Annotated in this window: 14 protein-coding genes; all 14 read right to left on the bottom strand. The window is 34.7% G+C overall.

Going from position 1 to position 14,920, the window contains the following annotated elements; genetic code table 11:
- Position 1: 1 nt before the first annotated feature.
- Positions 2-310 (bottom strand): helix-turn-helix domain-containing protein, encoded by a 309-nt coding sequence (locus ACKWB9_RS00170; protein ID WP_414000948.1) that lies wholly within the window; start codon positions 308-310, stop codon positions 2-4.
- 709 nt (positions 311-1,019) lie between these two features.
- Entirely contained in the window at positions 1,020-2,651 is a 1,632-nt protein-coding gene (locus tag ACKWB9_RS00165) for a hypothetical protein (RefSeq protein WP_414000947.1), read from the bottom strand.
- 477 nt (positions 2,652-3,128) lie between these two features.
- The gene (locus ACKWB9_RS00160; RefSeq protein WP_414000946.1) at positions 3,129-3,830 is read right to left on the bottom strand and encodes a hypothetical protein; all 702 of its coding nucleotides are present in this window, start codon (positions 3,828-3,830) and stop codon (positions 3,129-3,131) included.
- 163 nt (positions 3,831-3,993) lie between these two features.
- Complete coding sequence (locus ACKWB9_RS00155; RefSeq protein ID WP_414000945.1) at positions 3,994-4,890, bottom strand: hypothetical protein; 897 nt, start codon at positions 4,888-4,890, stop codon at positions 3,994-3,996.
- 279 nt (positions 4,891-5,169) lie between these two features.
- Positions 5,170-5,571, bottom strand: coding sequence for a hypothetical protein (locus ACKWB9_RS00150; RefSeq protein WP_414000944.1), 402 nt, complete (start codon positions 5,569-5,571; stop codon positions 5,170-5,172).
- 224 nt (positions 5,572-5,795) lie between these two features.
- Positions 5,796-6,959 (bottom strand): hypothetical protein, encoded by a 1,164-nt coding sequence (locus tag ACKWB9_RS00145; protein WP_414000943.1) that lies wholly within the window; start codon positions 6,957-6,959, stop codon positions 5,796-5,798.
- A 40-nt stretch (positions 6,960-6,999) separates the two neighbouring features.
- Entirely contained in the window at positions 7,000-7,851 is an 852-nt protein-coding gene (locus tag ACKWB9_RS00140; RefSeq protein WP_414001419.1) for an IS3 family transposase, read from the bottom strand.
- An 80-nt stretch (positions 7,852-7,931) separates the two neighbouring features.
- Positions 7,932-8,222 (bottom strand): transposase, encoded by a 291-nt coding sequence (locus ACKWB9_RS00135; protein ID WP_414000942.1) that lies wholly within the window; start codon positions 8,220-8,222, stop codon positions 7,932-7,934.
- Between the two features lie 159 nt (positions 8,223-8,381).
- Positions 8,382-8,861 (bottom strand): hypothetical protein, encoded by a 480-nt coding sequence (locus ACKWB9_RS00130; protein ID WP_414000941.1) that lies wholly within the window; start codon positions 8,859-8,861, stop codon positions 8,382-8,384.
- A 191-nt stretch (positions 8,862-9,052) separates the two neighbouring features.
- On the bottom strand, positions 9,053-10,216 hold the full coding sequence (locus ACKWB9_RS00125) for a hypothetical protein (protein ID WP_414000940.1): 1,164 nt from the start codon (positions 10,214-10,216) through the stop codon (positions 9,053-9,055).
- Between the two features lie 579 nt (positions 10,217-10,795).
- Positions 10,796-12,238 carry a pyruvate kinase gene (gene pyk / locus ACKWB9_RS00120; protein WP_414000939.1) on the bottom strand — a complete coding sequence of 481 codons (1,443 nt, stop codon included), beginning with the start codon at positions 12,236-12,238 and terminating at the stop codon, positions 10,796-10,798.
- A 2-nt stretch (positions 12,239-12,240) separates the two neighbouring features.
- Positions 12,241-12,705 carry an IPExxxVDY family protein gene (locus ACKWB9_RS00115; protein WP_414000938.1) on the bottom strand — a complete coding sequence of 155 codons (465 nt, stop codon included), beginning with the start codon at positions 12,703-12,705 and terminating at the stop codon, positions 12,241-12,243.
- Between the two features lie 117 nt (positions 12,706-12,822).
- Positions 12,823-13,554 (bottom strand): ribonuclease III, encoded by a 732-nt coding sequence (rnc, locus tag ACKWB9_RS00110; protein WP_414000937.1) that lies wholly within the window; start codon positions 13,552-13,554, stop codon positions 12,823-12,825.
- A 9-nt stretch (positions 13,555-13,563) separates the two neighbouring features.
- On the bottom strand, positions 13,564-14,814 hold the full coding sequence (gene fabF / locus ACKWB9_RS00105; RefSeq protein WP_414000936.1) for a beta-ketoacyl-ACP synthase II: 1,251 nt from the start codon (positions 14,812-14,814) through the stop codon (positions 13,564-13,566).
- Between the last annotated feature and the right edge of the window lie 106 nt (positions 14,815-14,920).

Below are 14,920 nucleotides of genomic sequence, written 5' to 3'. Positions count from 1 at the left end.
GTTAATTTTGTATTGGGTGTGATTTTAAATATTTGATTTTTTTCTCAGCAACTTTTAGCACTTTACTTGCACAATCCTCGTCTGCTATTTCATAAGCAATTTTATCACTTATAAATTCTACCAAAAGCTCGTCTTTATCAAGTTTTAAGATTTCCGAAAGTTTCTCTAACATTTCTTTTGTCGGTTTTCGCTCGTTTCTTTCGATTTTACTCAATATTGCTTGGTCAATATCGACATAGGCAGAAACTTGCCTTAAAAGAAGTCCGAGAGCTTGTCTTTTATTCCGTAAAATTTGTCCGATTGTTTCCATTTGAAAATTATTACTTGACAATAAGTGTCAAATATAGTTTGTCAAATTTTGGAAAACAAGAAATTCAGATTGTATTTTTCAGAGCGTTGGAATTTAGCGTTGGCAAAAACCGAAAGTGCTAAAATATACGGCTGGTAGTATGAAACACAACGGTCTCGTATAATCGTCGGTTACGGATTTATATGCGTTAATTTTCGGTTTAACACAGGCTTTAGCAATTCCGAGTGGATTCGGACGTAGTCGTCCCGATAGCTATCGAGGATTACAAATTTATGGCAAGTGGCCGGGCCTATTATAACTTATGATCATACAGATGCCGGTGAACCCTAAAAAAAGATGTATCACACATTAGGATGCGGAGCAAGTTATATTAAAAGAAAAAAGGTGGTTTAAGATTTAAACAACATATTTAATTATATTTGAGACACTGGACTAGGGCTTTTCATAGGAGCCATTGTTGGGCAACGTTTTTGTTTGTAGATTTTTGGATTTCGTCCAGTTTTATTGACTCTTCATCCCATTCCTCCTCAATGTCAGAGTTGCTTTTAAGTCCAAGCCAAAATTTGGCTGAATTCCCAAAAATATTTACTTTATCGAAGTGCAGTATTCGCAGTGATTCCGTGATTACCATTTATAATTGCAAAAATCCTTATCTGTGGTGTTTTCAAATGGGTCAAGAAATTCGTAAAATAGATTAGCGCCCACCATATTAAGAGCCGCTAAGTATCGTTTTTAGCGTATATATATCCACTGGAGCGGCATTATATGGCCGAGGGATTCCATTTTGACTGTCAAATAATAACTCCTCATATTTTAAATTTCCCGTGGAACCAATGAGTCTTATGTTCTCTATATCTGGGGTTTTTATTATTTCTAAATCAAACTGATTTGCGTCAGCAAGTGATTCAATTATTTCGGGAAATTCAAAAGACTCAATATTTAGGTTGACTTCATCTTGTTTTTTATGAAGGTAATTCCATCTAACGGTTCTATCTCCATCTGGTAACGTTTTTGAGGTAAATAGATTGAATAAATCGAAATCCCCATTCAAAAAAATTGATTCTTGATTCTTTTCTGCACTCCAATTAGGAATTTCTATACTTTTTTCACCAACAACGGAAACGGACATACTACTATAGCCATTAATGGAAAACAGCATATCGCTTATTATTAGATTAAAACCGTTTATCATGGGAATTTCAACAGCACCATTATCAGTATTCTCAAGTGATGCAGTATACATAGATGAAAAAGTTAGGTTGTGAAAGGCTGTTTCATCTTTGAAACCTTTTACTGATATAAAATATCCTTCTACATCATTGGGTAAGTAAATGTTTCCTATTTTATCTGGGGGAAGAAATTGGGAATAAGAAATTGATTGGTTGTTCGGGTTATTTACAAACAAATATTTATAGTCCTCCATTCTAATTCTTTCAAAACTCAAATCTAGTGTTGAGTTTGTAGTATGAAGAAATAAATTATTTAGGTTGCTGTTACTGGAAACACGGCCTTGTAAATTACTTAAAAATCCATTTGGTTCCTCTATGACATTACCGGTTGAAACATCGACGAAGGCACCCAAACCATTTATATTACTTCCATAGAATGATTGGGCAATTCTTTCAGATTCAATTTCTTGAATTTCAAATGAAAAAGACTCATAGGCCGGATTAGGATTATAAGTATTTTCTGTAAAAGCTCTTGCATTTTCTTGGAATTTAATTAAATCGGTCCCAGGTTCAATATTGGCAATGGATTTTATCTCAGAAAAAACTAAGTTATCTGATCCGAGCATTACGTAAGAAGTTATTATAATTGGTTGTTCTGTAAAATTGTCATCTGCATATAATTTTACATTTTCAAAATCTTTGAATACTTCTACATTAGTAATTAATTCACCGCTCATTTTATTTGCGGACATAAATACTCTACCATTAACTATCAAAGTTGGCGAAGCAATACTTGCCAATAATTTTTTGATAATAAAGGAGTTTTCTACTTTGGTTTCATTGCCATCTTCATCTACAGAATAGAAAATAAATGTGTTTTCACCTGTGGGATAATCAAAAGGATTTATATCAAATTTGAAATTCTTATCCGTGTTTTTTAATACTTCTTCACCGTTAATTACAAGTGTGTTATTTACAATACTTGAATCATCAGTGATGTTGACTGTTATTTGGGTGAAAGCCTCAATTTCTGTTGTTATACCTTCTACAGATATTTGTGGCGCATTTGCATTTTCTTCAATGAAATCATCAGTACTGTTTTCTTCCGATTCACAGGCGATGGCCAGGAAAACAAGTAAGGTAAGAAGTAATCGTGGTGAGCGGTTAAGCATATTGATTCGAATTTAATTTAATTATGGAATACTAATCTCTATTTTTCAAATTATCAATGGCAAAGAGTTTTATCTTTCTTAAAATTCATTACAATTCCAGATGAAATGCATCCAAAACTTTTATTTCTACAATAGAACGTCTTTTAATAGATTTATATTTTGTTATACGTATTTAACTTCTACTCCAATAGATTTATCTTTCAATACTTTCATAATGAATTCTCCGACATTGCTAATTTGAAGATGTTTAAATTTTTTATTCAGAATTGTTTTAAATGTTGCCTAACGTTTAGTATAAGGAACGCAGGGCAGAGGATAAGAACTACATTTCGAATTATAACTAAGCCAAATTTACATATTTTGCTTTTATTTTTCTCTAAATGCCAAATTGGAAATTTGGCGACCTCATAAATAAGCACAGACTTTTAAATTCAGCCAAAATTGCCCTATGTTTTTTATACAGTGTTAGCAACTGGGTTATTCTTTCTTTTTGATTTCTACGTCAATTATTTTTAGAGATAAAAGCTTAGTAAATAATTCAAGTATTAATTTATAAATATTTGATATTTCAATAGTTCCAAATACACCAGTTCTTTCGGCAATTCCTTGTTCAATTAAATCATCTATCGAATTATTGTATTTGTATTTTATTTCAAAAGCTCTTATTTCAATGCAAAGTTGACTTACGTCAGATATTATTTCCTGGTCAATATCTAAAGAATGAAAACCTATTATTGTCTCTAATTTAGTGTTAAGATTGTCCAATCTTTTTTTCTCTAAAGTAACTAAGTCAAATTTCTCATCAGGATTTAGATTTTGAAACTTACTTAAAATCAATTTCCTTACTTTTAAATGAGTTATTTCTTTGAATAAGTTTAGGTCTATTATTCCAATAAACTTATGATTTTTTAAGTCTTTTTTTGTAGTATAAATAGATAATTGTTCAGAAGTTAGTTCCTTATCTTTAAAAGGGGATTTTTCAATAAATCCACAAAATTCTTGAATAATATAGGATATTTTGGTGGTTATAAATTTCTTTCTTTTTTTCTTCAGTAGTTTTAAAGTGAAATGAGGTATTGCTAAGATGGATATTAAGATACTAATTATTAAGAAAATCAAACTTACAAATGAGTTCATCAAAAATGAATCCCAATCAAAACACGAAAAAAAATCACTCATAAATATTTTGGTTTTTCCTTGTTGCTAACGGTCTCGGCTATGAGTAGTTGCGTGGGTTAGCATTTAACTTTGCGAGTACACACCTATCTGAAAATCCACCAGGATTTTCGTAAGTAGGCTAGAACTAGCAATTAATTTTATACGTTGTTAGCACACGTTATTATTATTCAAATGTTACAGGTTCAGAATCTTTTCCCTCAAACATTGTATAATAAGTGTACTCACTTTCTCCTTTATACCAGCGATATCTTGATTGTTTAAACCTAAACATATTCAAAACTTCTTGAACTTGAGTTTGAAATTCCTTTTTGTTTTTATTAGCAGCAAATACTCCTCCACTAAAATTTATATATTTTTTCCCAGTTCCATTTGCTGAAACTTCAATGTCGTTTTCCCACATTTTGTTTGCAACAATTTTCGCATATTGTTTTCTCAAATTTGGAAATTCTCTAATTTGTATTCGAGAAACTTTTGATTTAAGTTTTTTGCCTAAATTTTTAATTTCAGTATTTTCTGACTCTTCTGCTTCTTTAATTATTTTCGCCCAACTTCCGAAAACAACTATATCCATTTGAAGTTCATCTATTGAGTTTCCATCAGCAAATTTTATTCCTTCGTCTATTGATTTTATTTCTCTTTCAAGTTGTTCTTTTTGTTTTAAAAGTTCTTCTTTTTTAGCATTTTCTGCTTTTAGTTCATTGGCAATTCTTTTTTCTTCGTCTGTTAAGTTGCTTAAACTGTCAGCCCTTTTTATTAATAATTGAGCATTATTATATAAACTGTCAGTTTCTTGAATTTTTTCTAACTCTGAAATTGCGTTTGAGTAATTTCCATTTTCTATATATTTATTCGCACTTTCAATATTTGCTTTTGCATTTATTGTGTCGTCAATAAACATAACTCCTAAAATTCCTGTAATAACTATACTTAAAAACCAATATCCAATAACTTTTAATCGAGTTGGTTTATTTGTCCAACGCAATACTAATGATGGTTTTACAAGTCCAACAATTAATGCAATAAATAATGCAAAACTTAATAATCCTAAAATTCCTGCCATAATTTTTCTTTTTCCGTTTGGTTTTGTTTAAAATTTCAAATCTATTTTTTTACTAAAAAGAAACTATACGGTTTTCCGTAATCGTTCAATTTTAGCACGATTTTTTGTTTTATGTGTGCTAACGGTCTCGTATAACCGCAGTTATGGGACTGAAGTTATTGGTTTTTCGGTTGGGTCGCAAGCCTTAGCAATTCCGAGTGGATTCGGACGTAGTCGTCCCGATAGCTATCGAGGACGCCGTAATTGTGGTTATACATTGTTGTACAACGTTTTTTATATTCAGTTTGCGATTCCAATTGTTTTAAAAAGTTCACGAGCTTTAATCAAGTCAGATTGAGTTTTGAAATTTCCCAAATTCCTTTTCTTTCCGTTTTTCAATTCTAGCGCAAACCTTTTCTTTCCAAACACAGTCTTTTCTTCTAGTCGATTTATTTGTCCAATAGGAATTTTTTCTGCGGTTGACATTTTAAACAAAAACATAAAAAGAACAACTAATGAAATAATTCCCAATCCAATCCAGATATATTCAATAAAACCATATTCAGTTGTTTGTTTTCCAAATATTCGGATTACTGCGTTTGCTAAATTTAATATCATTAAAATTTTTAAAATCAGATATTGATTTTTTAGCCCATCTTTGATTTCGATTGAGTTTTCTGATTCGTTTAATTTTATTTTCATCCCTTTTTCAGTTTTCTTGGCAAATGCTGTACAACGGTTTAGCTATGAACAGTACGGGAGCAAACTAGCGTTTGCTTTCCGCCACGCACATAGCGAAATCTTTTGGTTTTGTTTTTTCTTTTTTTTGTCTAAAGCAAAATCCCAAAGATTTTGCGGACTTTATAAAAATACACAAACCATTCGTTTAAGCCCGAAGCCCGTATTGTTTATAGGTTTTGTTGTAGCTAGTTTTTCTTGAATTTATAACGAGGAATTTTTGATATTTCTCCTTCGCCATAATACTCGGATTCTTTTTCAACTAATTGCGATAATTCTTCATCGAATTTCCATTTACTCTTTAACATAGTCCAGTTTAAATATATAAACTCATCTTGCTTGAAACATACCAGACCTATTGCTTTTGTAGCTCTTTTTTTGTATTTATATATTTCTGTAAAATTGATTAAAGCTCTCTCCCAATCAGTTGTCTTATCCATTGAAAGCGGTAAAAAGATAAAAGCACAGTCAGTTCTAGAAATATAAAACCTTAGCGGTAATGAAAATTCATTTTTCTTAGCTGTTTCGATAATTGAAAGAAAACGTTTTTTGAACTCAGATAATTCGTAACGCTTTAATTTGGCAATCTCAGCTATTAAAATATGATAATCGTTAGATTGACGTTGTTCAGGAATTCTAATCTTTTCTCGAAAAGACTCCATAAAGTTATTAATTCTATAACTGTTTAAATCCGAATCATATTCAGACATATTTGAAAGAAAATCAAGATTAACGAAATCAGTATTATCACTATTTAAAAAGTGAGCAATTATATATTGCTCCTTACAACTATTAACGAATTCTCTATGTTTTAAGAATAGTTCTTCTCTGAATTTTAGATACTCGTCTAATTCACTTGGAGTTACAAGAAATTCGCAAATATTATAATAATCATTAATATTGAAAATATGTATTAGTCCTTCGATTTTACTTTCGTTAAATTTTAGCAGCTCATACTCTTCCTTTAATTTAACATCACATTTATAAATTATCAATTTATTGATGTTTTGTAAATTAACTTTTGAAACATCTATGGTTTGATTTTGACGATTCACGATAGGAATCGAATCATATTTTTTTAAATACTTAGAGGTCTCTTTTATTTGTTTTTTTGCCTTATTTAGAACTTTATTTTTGAACCAATTTTCAGTAGAATGTTTTGCTTCGTTAATATTCCTTTCTTTAATCTGAATGATGAAAAGTAAATCGTCTAGAATCAGTATGTTATCAGCAAGTTCTTTTGTGCCACCTTCGGGATAAAATTCATTTTTGGAAAATGTGAATTCTTTGAAGAAAACCTGAGAATTAATTTCAGTAACTAGGTATTCCGATATGTTATGATTTTCTTTCAAATGTCTAGTCCTGAAATATGGCTACAGGTTAAAAATAGATTTACGCTGTTTTTAAATATACCATATTAGGTGTATTATAGTTTAAAGATAGATGTAATCTAATTTCATTGTATAGATTGATTGCATTTTTTGTTGCACGCTTAGCGTGTTTTAAGCTATCAAAGGTTTGGTCGAGATAGAACTCGTCTTTTAAGATACCGTTTACACGTTCAGCGACGGCATTTTCATAGCAATGGTTTTCTTCAGTCATACTAATTCCAATGTCGTTTCTTTTTAAAATTTGCGTGTAAACGTTGCTGCAATACTGTATGCCTCTATCCGAATGATGAATAAGTCCTGTGGTGTCTTTAGCTTGATATAAAGCTTTGTTTAAAGCTCTTTCACAGCCTTTAAGTTCTAGACTGTCACTAATGTCATATCCAACTATTTTTCGGCTGTGCATATCTGTAATAAGTGCTAGATAACAAAAACCTTTTATAGTTCTGATGTAAGTGATATCGCTTGCCCAGACTTGGTTTGGTTTAGTTGTTTCGATGTTTTTAATGATGTTCTTGTACTTGTAGAACCTGTGCAATGAATTAGTTGTTTTATAAGTTGGTTTCTTTCTAAGTGTGAGCATATTGTATTTTCTAAGAATTTTGAATAGGGTATCTCTACCTACTTTTAGATTGGCATTTGAAAACTCAGTATCTAGTGATTTGGTAAGTTTTCTAACACCTTCCCTAGGAAGGGATTTGCGTCTATTCTTGACTATTTCTACAACCTTTTTCTCCATCTCTAAACGCTTGTCTTCTCTACGTTTGTATTTGTAGTAGGCATCACGTTTAAGGTCTAAACAGTTGCAAACATTAGCTAAAGAAGCAAATCCCTTTGACTTTTTCCTGGCTTTTATTAAGGCTTGATATTTAGCTTTTTTTTAGTTCTAGAACAGATTTATAACCAAGCTGTTCTGCAGCTACCTCTAGATAGGATTCATCGATTAAAGCATCCATATCCTTTTTCAAGAGCAGTTTTTTTAAGCTGTTCAATTTCCTTTTGAAGCTGTTTAATACGAGTTATTTCGTCTTTTGTTTTCACGGTTACTCTGGTGTTCATTAGGTCTTTACGATTGTACTTCTTAATCCATTCGTTAATGGTAGAAGAGTTGATACCATAAGCCTTACCTAATTGATACTTGTTTAGTTTTCCAGTGGTAAGTTCGTCTAAAATTTTGAGTTTAAAAGATTCTGAATAACGTCTAATTACTTTGTCATTTTTGTACATAATTGTAAAAATTATGTAGCCTTTATTCAGGACGGGGCAAAATTAAAGGCAACGGTCTCGGCTATGAGTAGTTGCGTGGGTTAGCACTTAACTTTGCAAGTACACACCAAACTGAAAATCCTAGCGGATTTTCAGAAGTATGCGAGAACAAGCAATTACTTATAGCCATTGTTGTAGCCAGTTTTTAATTTTTGTTTTATTATCCAAAACTTCTGGAAACCACCAGCCTTTTTGTTCTTTTAAATATTCTTTTCCGTTGTCGTCAATAATTTTTATTCCGCACACATATGGGTTTTCGATAAATCGATTGTCGTGTGGATAAGGTCTGCTCAAAGTCAAGTCAAATTCAATTGTCATTTCCGCACTTTTTACAAAACCCATTGATGAGCCACTGTCCTCAACTAATTTTGGAAACCATTTTGTCCAATATCCGATTGATTTTGAGATTTTTCTTGTCAATAATTCTTTCGGTTCTGATTTATTGTTTAGAATGTCGACTTCAAGTCTATTGAGTCCAGTTTTCCGCATTTCAGTCAATAATAATCCAAGAAAATAGTCAGTTTCCATATAGTTCATTAAACTCACAAATGAGTGTCCGAAATTATGGGAAACGCTTTTTAATGTTTTATGACTTGGCATTTAAATTCTGTTTTTCTCAAATTGGCTACAACGGTCTCGTATATGAAACGTAGCGTGCAAAAAGACACTAGCTTTTCGGACAAACACAGAGCCGAATTTTTATGTTTTGTTTTTATCTTTTCTATCTTAAAAGCCAAATTTAAAAATTTGGCGACTTTGCAAATACATACAAACCTCTCGGAAAGCCTATACTAGCTATGTTTTATATACATTGTTGTGCCACGTTTTTTATTCGCGTTATGTTCGTAAACCTCTATTCCTAATTGGTTTTTAATTGCAATTAGATTATCAGGTAATTTGGTTTCTAACGCTAATATTACTCGACTATTTGGAATAAGGTCATTTACTATTTGTTCCGCCTCTAACAAAGCTTTATATTTTACACATTGAAATAGTCCTCTTTGAATATCTGCAGAATTTGAAATAAATGATTTTACCTCAATTCCAATAATTTCATCTTTGTTCTTAAAAACAACATCTATCAAGTCCATTGAAGGTAGTTCATATTCAGTAACTCCGTTGAGTTTGGTTGATAGTCCAAACAATTCTGGATTTCCGGCTATGAAGTTTTTAAAGTCTTTATGTTGTTCGCTTTCTCCTCCTTTGCCATAACGTGGTCTAGGTTCTTTTAATTTTTGGTCAAAATCTGTTTCTAGAGGTTTTAAGTTAAGTTCTGATAAAACCCAATACCAATCTTTGTATAAATAGATGTCAGTAAGTATTTTGTCAACTACTTTTCTTTTTTGACTTTTGTTTAATGATTGAAAATCAGAATATTCAATAAATTCTTCAACTCCTGAGCCTGGAATTTCTTCGGATTTATTTATGACTATAAAGTTTATAAGAGGTATTTTTTTGTCGGTTTTCTTTGCTAAGTCCTTAATCCAATTACCAATAGCTCCTAAAACATAGTTCAAATTCCGAGCATTAGGCATTCCAATTTCTCGGGCTAAATCAGAATAAAATATTGGTTTTTCAGCTCTGGCTTGTCTTACCAAAATCGGAAAAGCGAGTTTTGCACGTTGAACATATAATTTATCGTCATTACTCAAATCCGTTTTCGATTTTTCGCTCGTTGATTTTTTTATTGCTCTAATGGAATTTGCTCCGAGAAGATAGTTAGCATTTCCGTCCCATTGAATTTTGTCTTTTGCTTTAAGAGTTTGCAAAGCATTCCTAACATTTCTTTTCCATCTTTCCTGTTGGTTGTAATCAGCTAGTGGGTCAAAATCTCCTGACTCGAAATGGTCAATATTACTTTCTACAATTTGATAGATTTCTAAAAGATTTATCCAAGAATTTTTAGGAAGTTTTTCTAATATTATGTCTCTAAAAGTTTCTTGGTTTGTAATCATCTATCTGGTTTTGTAAATGTGGCACAACACATAAATAACTCTGTATTTATGTCCGTTTTTCCAAAAATAAGAATTATTCGCTACCCCATATAGTATAAGAGGTTGTATAAAATGAATCATGCAGGTATTTCGTATAACAGGTTAGGCAAAACTATTAGAAATGTTATACAAAATACCCGTATGGATTTTTTAAAATATTCTTTTGAGTCTTCCGAGCATCGGGTCAAGAACATCGTTCCTATAAAATTTAGATTTAATAAAACCTTGATAGCAGATCTACGCAAAAGGTTTTCATCCGCAAAATGGAACGCCACTAAAAAATCATGATATTCACTAGGGAAGGAAAAAATGACAAAGTCAGGGTGCAAAAAGGCGATTTTTTAACCCATTGAAAAAGTTTGAACGGGTTCAATAATAAAACCCCCAATATTTTAGCAAGTATCGGGGTCTTTTTGCCCTAGGACCCAAAAATCGAATTTTGTATTCTACCTCACCCCCAACTGCCCAAAAAGGCAGTTCGAATGGCTCTAAAGGAGCGGTGAAATCGGACCCCCACCCAAAGGTCGGGGAGTTTTCAAGTTAAAAATTACAGTTTTCTATTTCCGTAACCCGCAATGTGTTTACCATTCCCTTATCTTTAATGGGCATTGCCGCCAGACTGATCAACATATCCCCAACATCCAGGAATCCTTTTTTACATGCGATCTGGTTCACATCTTCGGTGGTTTCATCCGTAGAGACAAACCGGTCATAATAAAATGCCTTTACGCCCCATAGCAGGTTCAACTGCGTTAGGATTCTTTTGTTGGAGGTAAAGACCAAAATGTGTGCGCTTGGTCTCCAGGCCGAAATTTGAAATGCCGTGTATCCGCTATTGGTCAAGGTAGAGATGGCCTTGGCCTTAATTTCATTGGCCATGAGTGCGGCATGATAACAGACCGATTTTGTAATATATCTATTGGTACGGATATGGGGAGGTTCATGAGGAACATGTATAAGTTCCGAACCTTCTACACTCTCTAAGATACTTGCCATCTTCTCGATTACTTGAACGGGATAATTCCCCACGGATGTCTCCCCTGAAAGCATAACGGCATCTGCCCCGTCCATTACCGAATTGGCCACGTCGTTCACCTCCGCCCTTGTAGGCGTTAAACTGGTAATCATGGTCTCCATCATCTGAGTGGCGATAATTACCGGAATCCTTGCTTTCTTGGCACGAAGTACCAATTGCTTTTGAATTAACGGAACTTCCTGTGCCGGTACTTCAACGCCCAAATCGCCCCGGGCCACCATTAGTCCATCACAATATGCAACGATCTTATCTATATTTTCTACGGCTTCGGGCTTTTCGATCTTGGCAACGATCGGGATTTTATGTTCCGAATGTTTATTGATGATATTTTGAAGATCGATCAGATCCTGACTAAAGCGAACAAAGGAAAGTGCGATCCAGTCCACTTCTAGGGAAATGGCAAACTCCGCATCCTTGACATCTTTCTGCGTCAACGCCGGTAAAGAGATATTGGTATTGGGAAGGTTCACGCCCTTTTTGGACTTTAAAGGCCCTCCCTGGATAACTTTGGCCTTTACCTCATCTTTCCCGTTGGTCGTAACCACTTCAAAAATCAATTTGCCGTCATCCAGAAGAATACGTTCGCCTGGCTTGACATCTTTTGGGAATTCCTTATAATTCATATATACCCTTTCTGAAGTACCTTCAAAAGGTTCTCCCGTAACAAAGGTTATTTCATCGTCCGGACTCACAACGACCTCTCCTGCCATTACACCTACCCTTAATTTAGGCCCCTGTAGATCCGCTAAAATAGAAGTGTTGGTTTCCAGTTCCTTATTCAATTCGCGTATCATCTGTACACGTTGCCTTACATCTTCATAATCTGCGTGTGAAAAGTTTATTCTAAAGACATCCACTCCCGCCTTTATCATATTTTTTAGCACCGCTTTCTTGCTAGTTGCCGGCCCCAGGGTAGCTACGATCTTCGTCTTCTTCTTCGTTGGCATTTTTAAAATATTAAATTGTTCTTAGATTTCAGTTTATCGGTCTCTACTTCATAGGCCGCCATTATCCTTGGCATACCCAGTATGGTTTTAAGTATTTCTTTATTATCGATTTCTTCTCCTTCTTCTATTTTCAAAAAGTAATCCACATCTTTTAGGTCCGGAACCAATTTTGGATAGGATGCCGTAGGTTCATGCTCGAATAGGTCATTATTCGATAAAAACAATTGTTTTGAACTTTGGTTTGAGATCAGCACCCAATAACCGCCATCATAATCATCTTGCCACTCAAACAATGGAAAAGAACCGTTCTCTCCCAAGTCCAGATCCGACTTTACCCTTTTAAATTCCGCTTTTAGGTTTTGATTTAGTCGATATACCATGGAATAATCTTCCAAGGTAGTATGCAGGGCTATCAAAAGAAAGGAATCGTCATAAAAGTCATCGCTTATTTTATAGACTGCGGCCATAAAAAAATGTAAGCCGTAAATATAGGACTATTAACCAATACCGCCTAAGAAGAACCTTTGTTTAATACCAAAGAAAAGTTATGGCAACATTAGCGCAAGGTTATAACCGCATAAAATTTATTCCATTTTATCCTGAAGGGCAAAAAACGCACGTTTGGAAGCACGTTCTTCCGCTTTTTTCTTGGAGGTCGCCCTTGCCTTGGAAACTACATTCCCCCCAATGGACAATTTAACGGCAAAGTGCTTTAAGGAGTCATTTCCCGTATCTTCATAGACATTATAGTTAAACGTCTTTTTTTGCTTTTGGCACCACTCTATCACCAAGCTCTTATAGCTAATGACCCTGCCTTCCAATTGCTCGATATCCACATAGGGTTCAATGACCCGTTTGTTGATGAATTTTTCACAATAGACATAGCCCCTGTCCAAATATATGGCCCCCACCAGGGCCTCGAACACATTTCCATGTATATTTTCCCCAAAATGGGATTTTGGAATCCTGCTCTCTACAAACTTGATCAACTTAAGGTCTTTCCCTAGTTCGTTCAAATGCTCCCTGCTCACGATTTTAGAGCGCATTTTGGTCAAATAGCCCTCATCCCCATTTGGAACTTCATTATACAAATGTCTGGATATAATGGTTCCCAACATGGAATCCCCCAAAAACTCCAAGCGTTCATAGTTCATGGGGTTTCCCTTCTCGTCTCTTTTGTTCATGGAACGGTGCAGAAAGGCCTTTTTGTAATAATTAAGGTTTTTAGGCCTAAAACCCAATATATTCCTGATTCCCAAAAAAAAATCCCCATCCGCTTTGGAATGGGAATTGAATATATTTTTAGGGAAGGCCATAAAGGTGTGTTAGCTAATTTTTTTGAACACCACGCAGGCATTGTGCCCTCCAAATCCAAAGGTATTGCTCATAGCTACCTTTACATCTCTTTTTTGGGCCTTGTTCAATGTAAGATTTAACGTTTGGTCTATCTTTTCGTCCACGGTGGTATGGTTTATGGTAGGTGGTACCGCACCATGTTCCATGGCCAAAATGGAAGCAATGGCTTCAATGGCCCCGGCAGCGCCCAACAAATGGCCTGTCATGGATTTTGTGGAATTGATATTGATATTTCTGGCGTGTTCGCCAAATACTTCGGAAATGGCCTTTAATTCCGCCACGTCACCTAATGGCGTTGATGTACCATGCGTATTGATCGCATCTACCTCATCAATACTTATGTTGGCATCCCGCAGGCAATTCTCCATTACACGTACTACCCCTATCCCATCTGGATGTGGAGCGGTCATATGATGTGCATCACTGGACAATCCGCCTCCGGCCACTTCAGCATAGATTTTTGCCCCACGGGCTTTGGCATGTTCGTATTCCTCTAAAATAAGTGCCCCTGCCCCTTCTCCTAATACGAAACCGTCCCTAGTGGCATCAAAAGGTCTTGAAGCGGTTTCCGGACTGTCATTTCTTGTGGACAACGCATGCATGGCCCCAAATCCGCCCATACCCGCAATGGTCACCGCAGCTTCACTGCCGCCGGTAACTATTACATCACAATGCCCCAAGCGAATATAGTTCAGGGCATCTATCATTGCGTTGGCAGAAGAGGCACAAGCCGAAACCGTAGTATAGTTGGGACCCATAAAACCATGTTTTATAGAAATGTTGCCCGGAGCGATATCTGCGATCATTTTTGGGATAAAGAAAGGATTGAACCTCGGTGTTCCATCACCTTGGGCATAGTTCATCACCTCATTTTGAAAGGTTTCCAAACCGCCGATTCCGGCACCCCAGATAACACCTACCCTAAACTTGTCCAGGGCATCCAGATCTAATCGGGCATCTTTGATGGCTTCGTCCGAAGACACGAGGGCGTACTGGGCAAATCTATCCAGTTTGCGGCCTTCTTTCCTATCAAAATAATCCTCCGTTCTATAATTTTTTAGTTCACAGGCGAATTTTACCTTGAATTTTTCGGCATCATAATACGTAATCGGTGCTGAACCACTTTTACCATTTACCAAACTATCCCAATACTCCTCAATATTATTACCAATCGGGGTGAGTGCCCCCAAACCGGTAACCACAACTCGCTTTAATTGCATTGAACCTATTTTTAGTTTAAAAGATAAACCAGATGTAAATTAAAAAAAATTATCCATGCAGAGCATTTACCGCATGGATAATTTGAATTCTATTTATGAAATCATA

The organism is Maribacter spongiae, from assembly GCF_047345125.1.
In the GTDB taxonomy this organism is placed as follows: Bacteria; Bacteroidota; Bacteroidia; order Flavobacteriales; family Flavobacteriaceae; genus Maribacter.
This window is presented reverse-complemented; position numbering and strand designations above follow the sequence as displayed.

What these genes read in the sequence shown, in the direction of transcription:
- ACKWB9_RS00160 (WP_414000946.1), bottom strand. Translation starts at nt 3,830, where the DNA reads ATGAGTGATTTTTTTTCGTGTTTTGATTGGGATTCATTTTTGATGAAC.
- ACKWB9_RS00150 (WP_414000944.1), bottom strand. Translation starts at nt 5,571, where the DNA reads ATGAAAATAAAATTAAACGAATCAGAAAACTCAATCGAAATCAAAGAT.
- ACKWB9_RS00115 (WP_414000938.1), bottom strand. Translation starts at nt 12,705, where the DNA reads ATGGCCGCAGTCTATAAAATAAGCGATGACTTTTATGACGATTCCTTT.
- pyk (WP_414000939.1), bottom strand. Translation starts at nt 12,238, where the DNA reads ATGCCAACGAAGAAGAAGACGAAGATCGTAGCTACCCTGGGGCCGGCA.
- ACKWB9_RS00130 (WP_414000941.1), bottom strand. Translation starts at nt 8,861, where the DNA reads ATGCCAAGTCATAAAACATTAAAAAGCGTTTCCCATAATTTCGGACAC.
- ACKWB9_RS00155 (WP_414000945.1), bottom strand. Translation starts at nt 4,890, where the DNA reads ATGGCAGGAATTTTAGGATTATTAAGTTTTGCATTATTTATTGCATTA.
- rnc (WP_414000937.1), bottom strand. Translation starts at nt 13,554, where the DNA reads ATGGCCTTCCCTAAAAATATATTCAATTCCCATTCCAAAGCGGATGGG.
- ACKWB9_RS00135 (WP_414000942.1), bottom strand. Translation starts at nt 8,222, where the DNA reads ATGTACAAAAATGACAAAGTAATTAGACGTTATTCAGAATCTTTTAAA.
- ACKWB9_RS00170 (WP_414000948.1), bottom strand. Translation starts at nt 310, where the DNA reads ATGGAAACAATCGGACAAATTTTACGGAATAAAAGACAAGCTCTCGGA.
- ACKWB9_RS00125 (WP_414000940.1), bottom strand. Translation starts at nt 10,216, where the DNA reads ATGATTACAAACCAAGAAACTTTTAGAGACATAATATTAGAAAAACTT.
- fabF (WP_414000936.1), bottom strand. Translation starts at nt 14,814, where the DNA reads ATGCAATTAAAGCGAGTTGTGGTTACCGGTTTGGGGGCACTCACCCCG.
- ACKWB9_RS00165 (WP_414000947.1), bottom strand. Translation starts at nt 2,651, where the DNA reads ATGCTTAACCGCTCACCACGATTACTTCTTACCTTACTTGTTTTCCTG.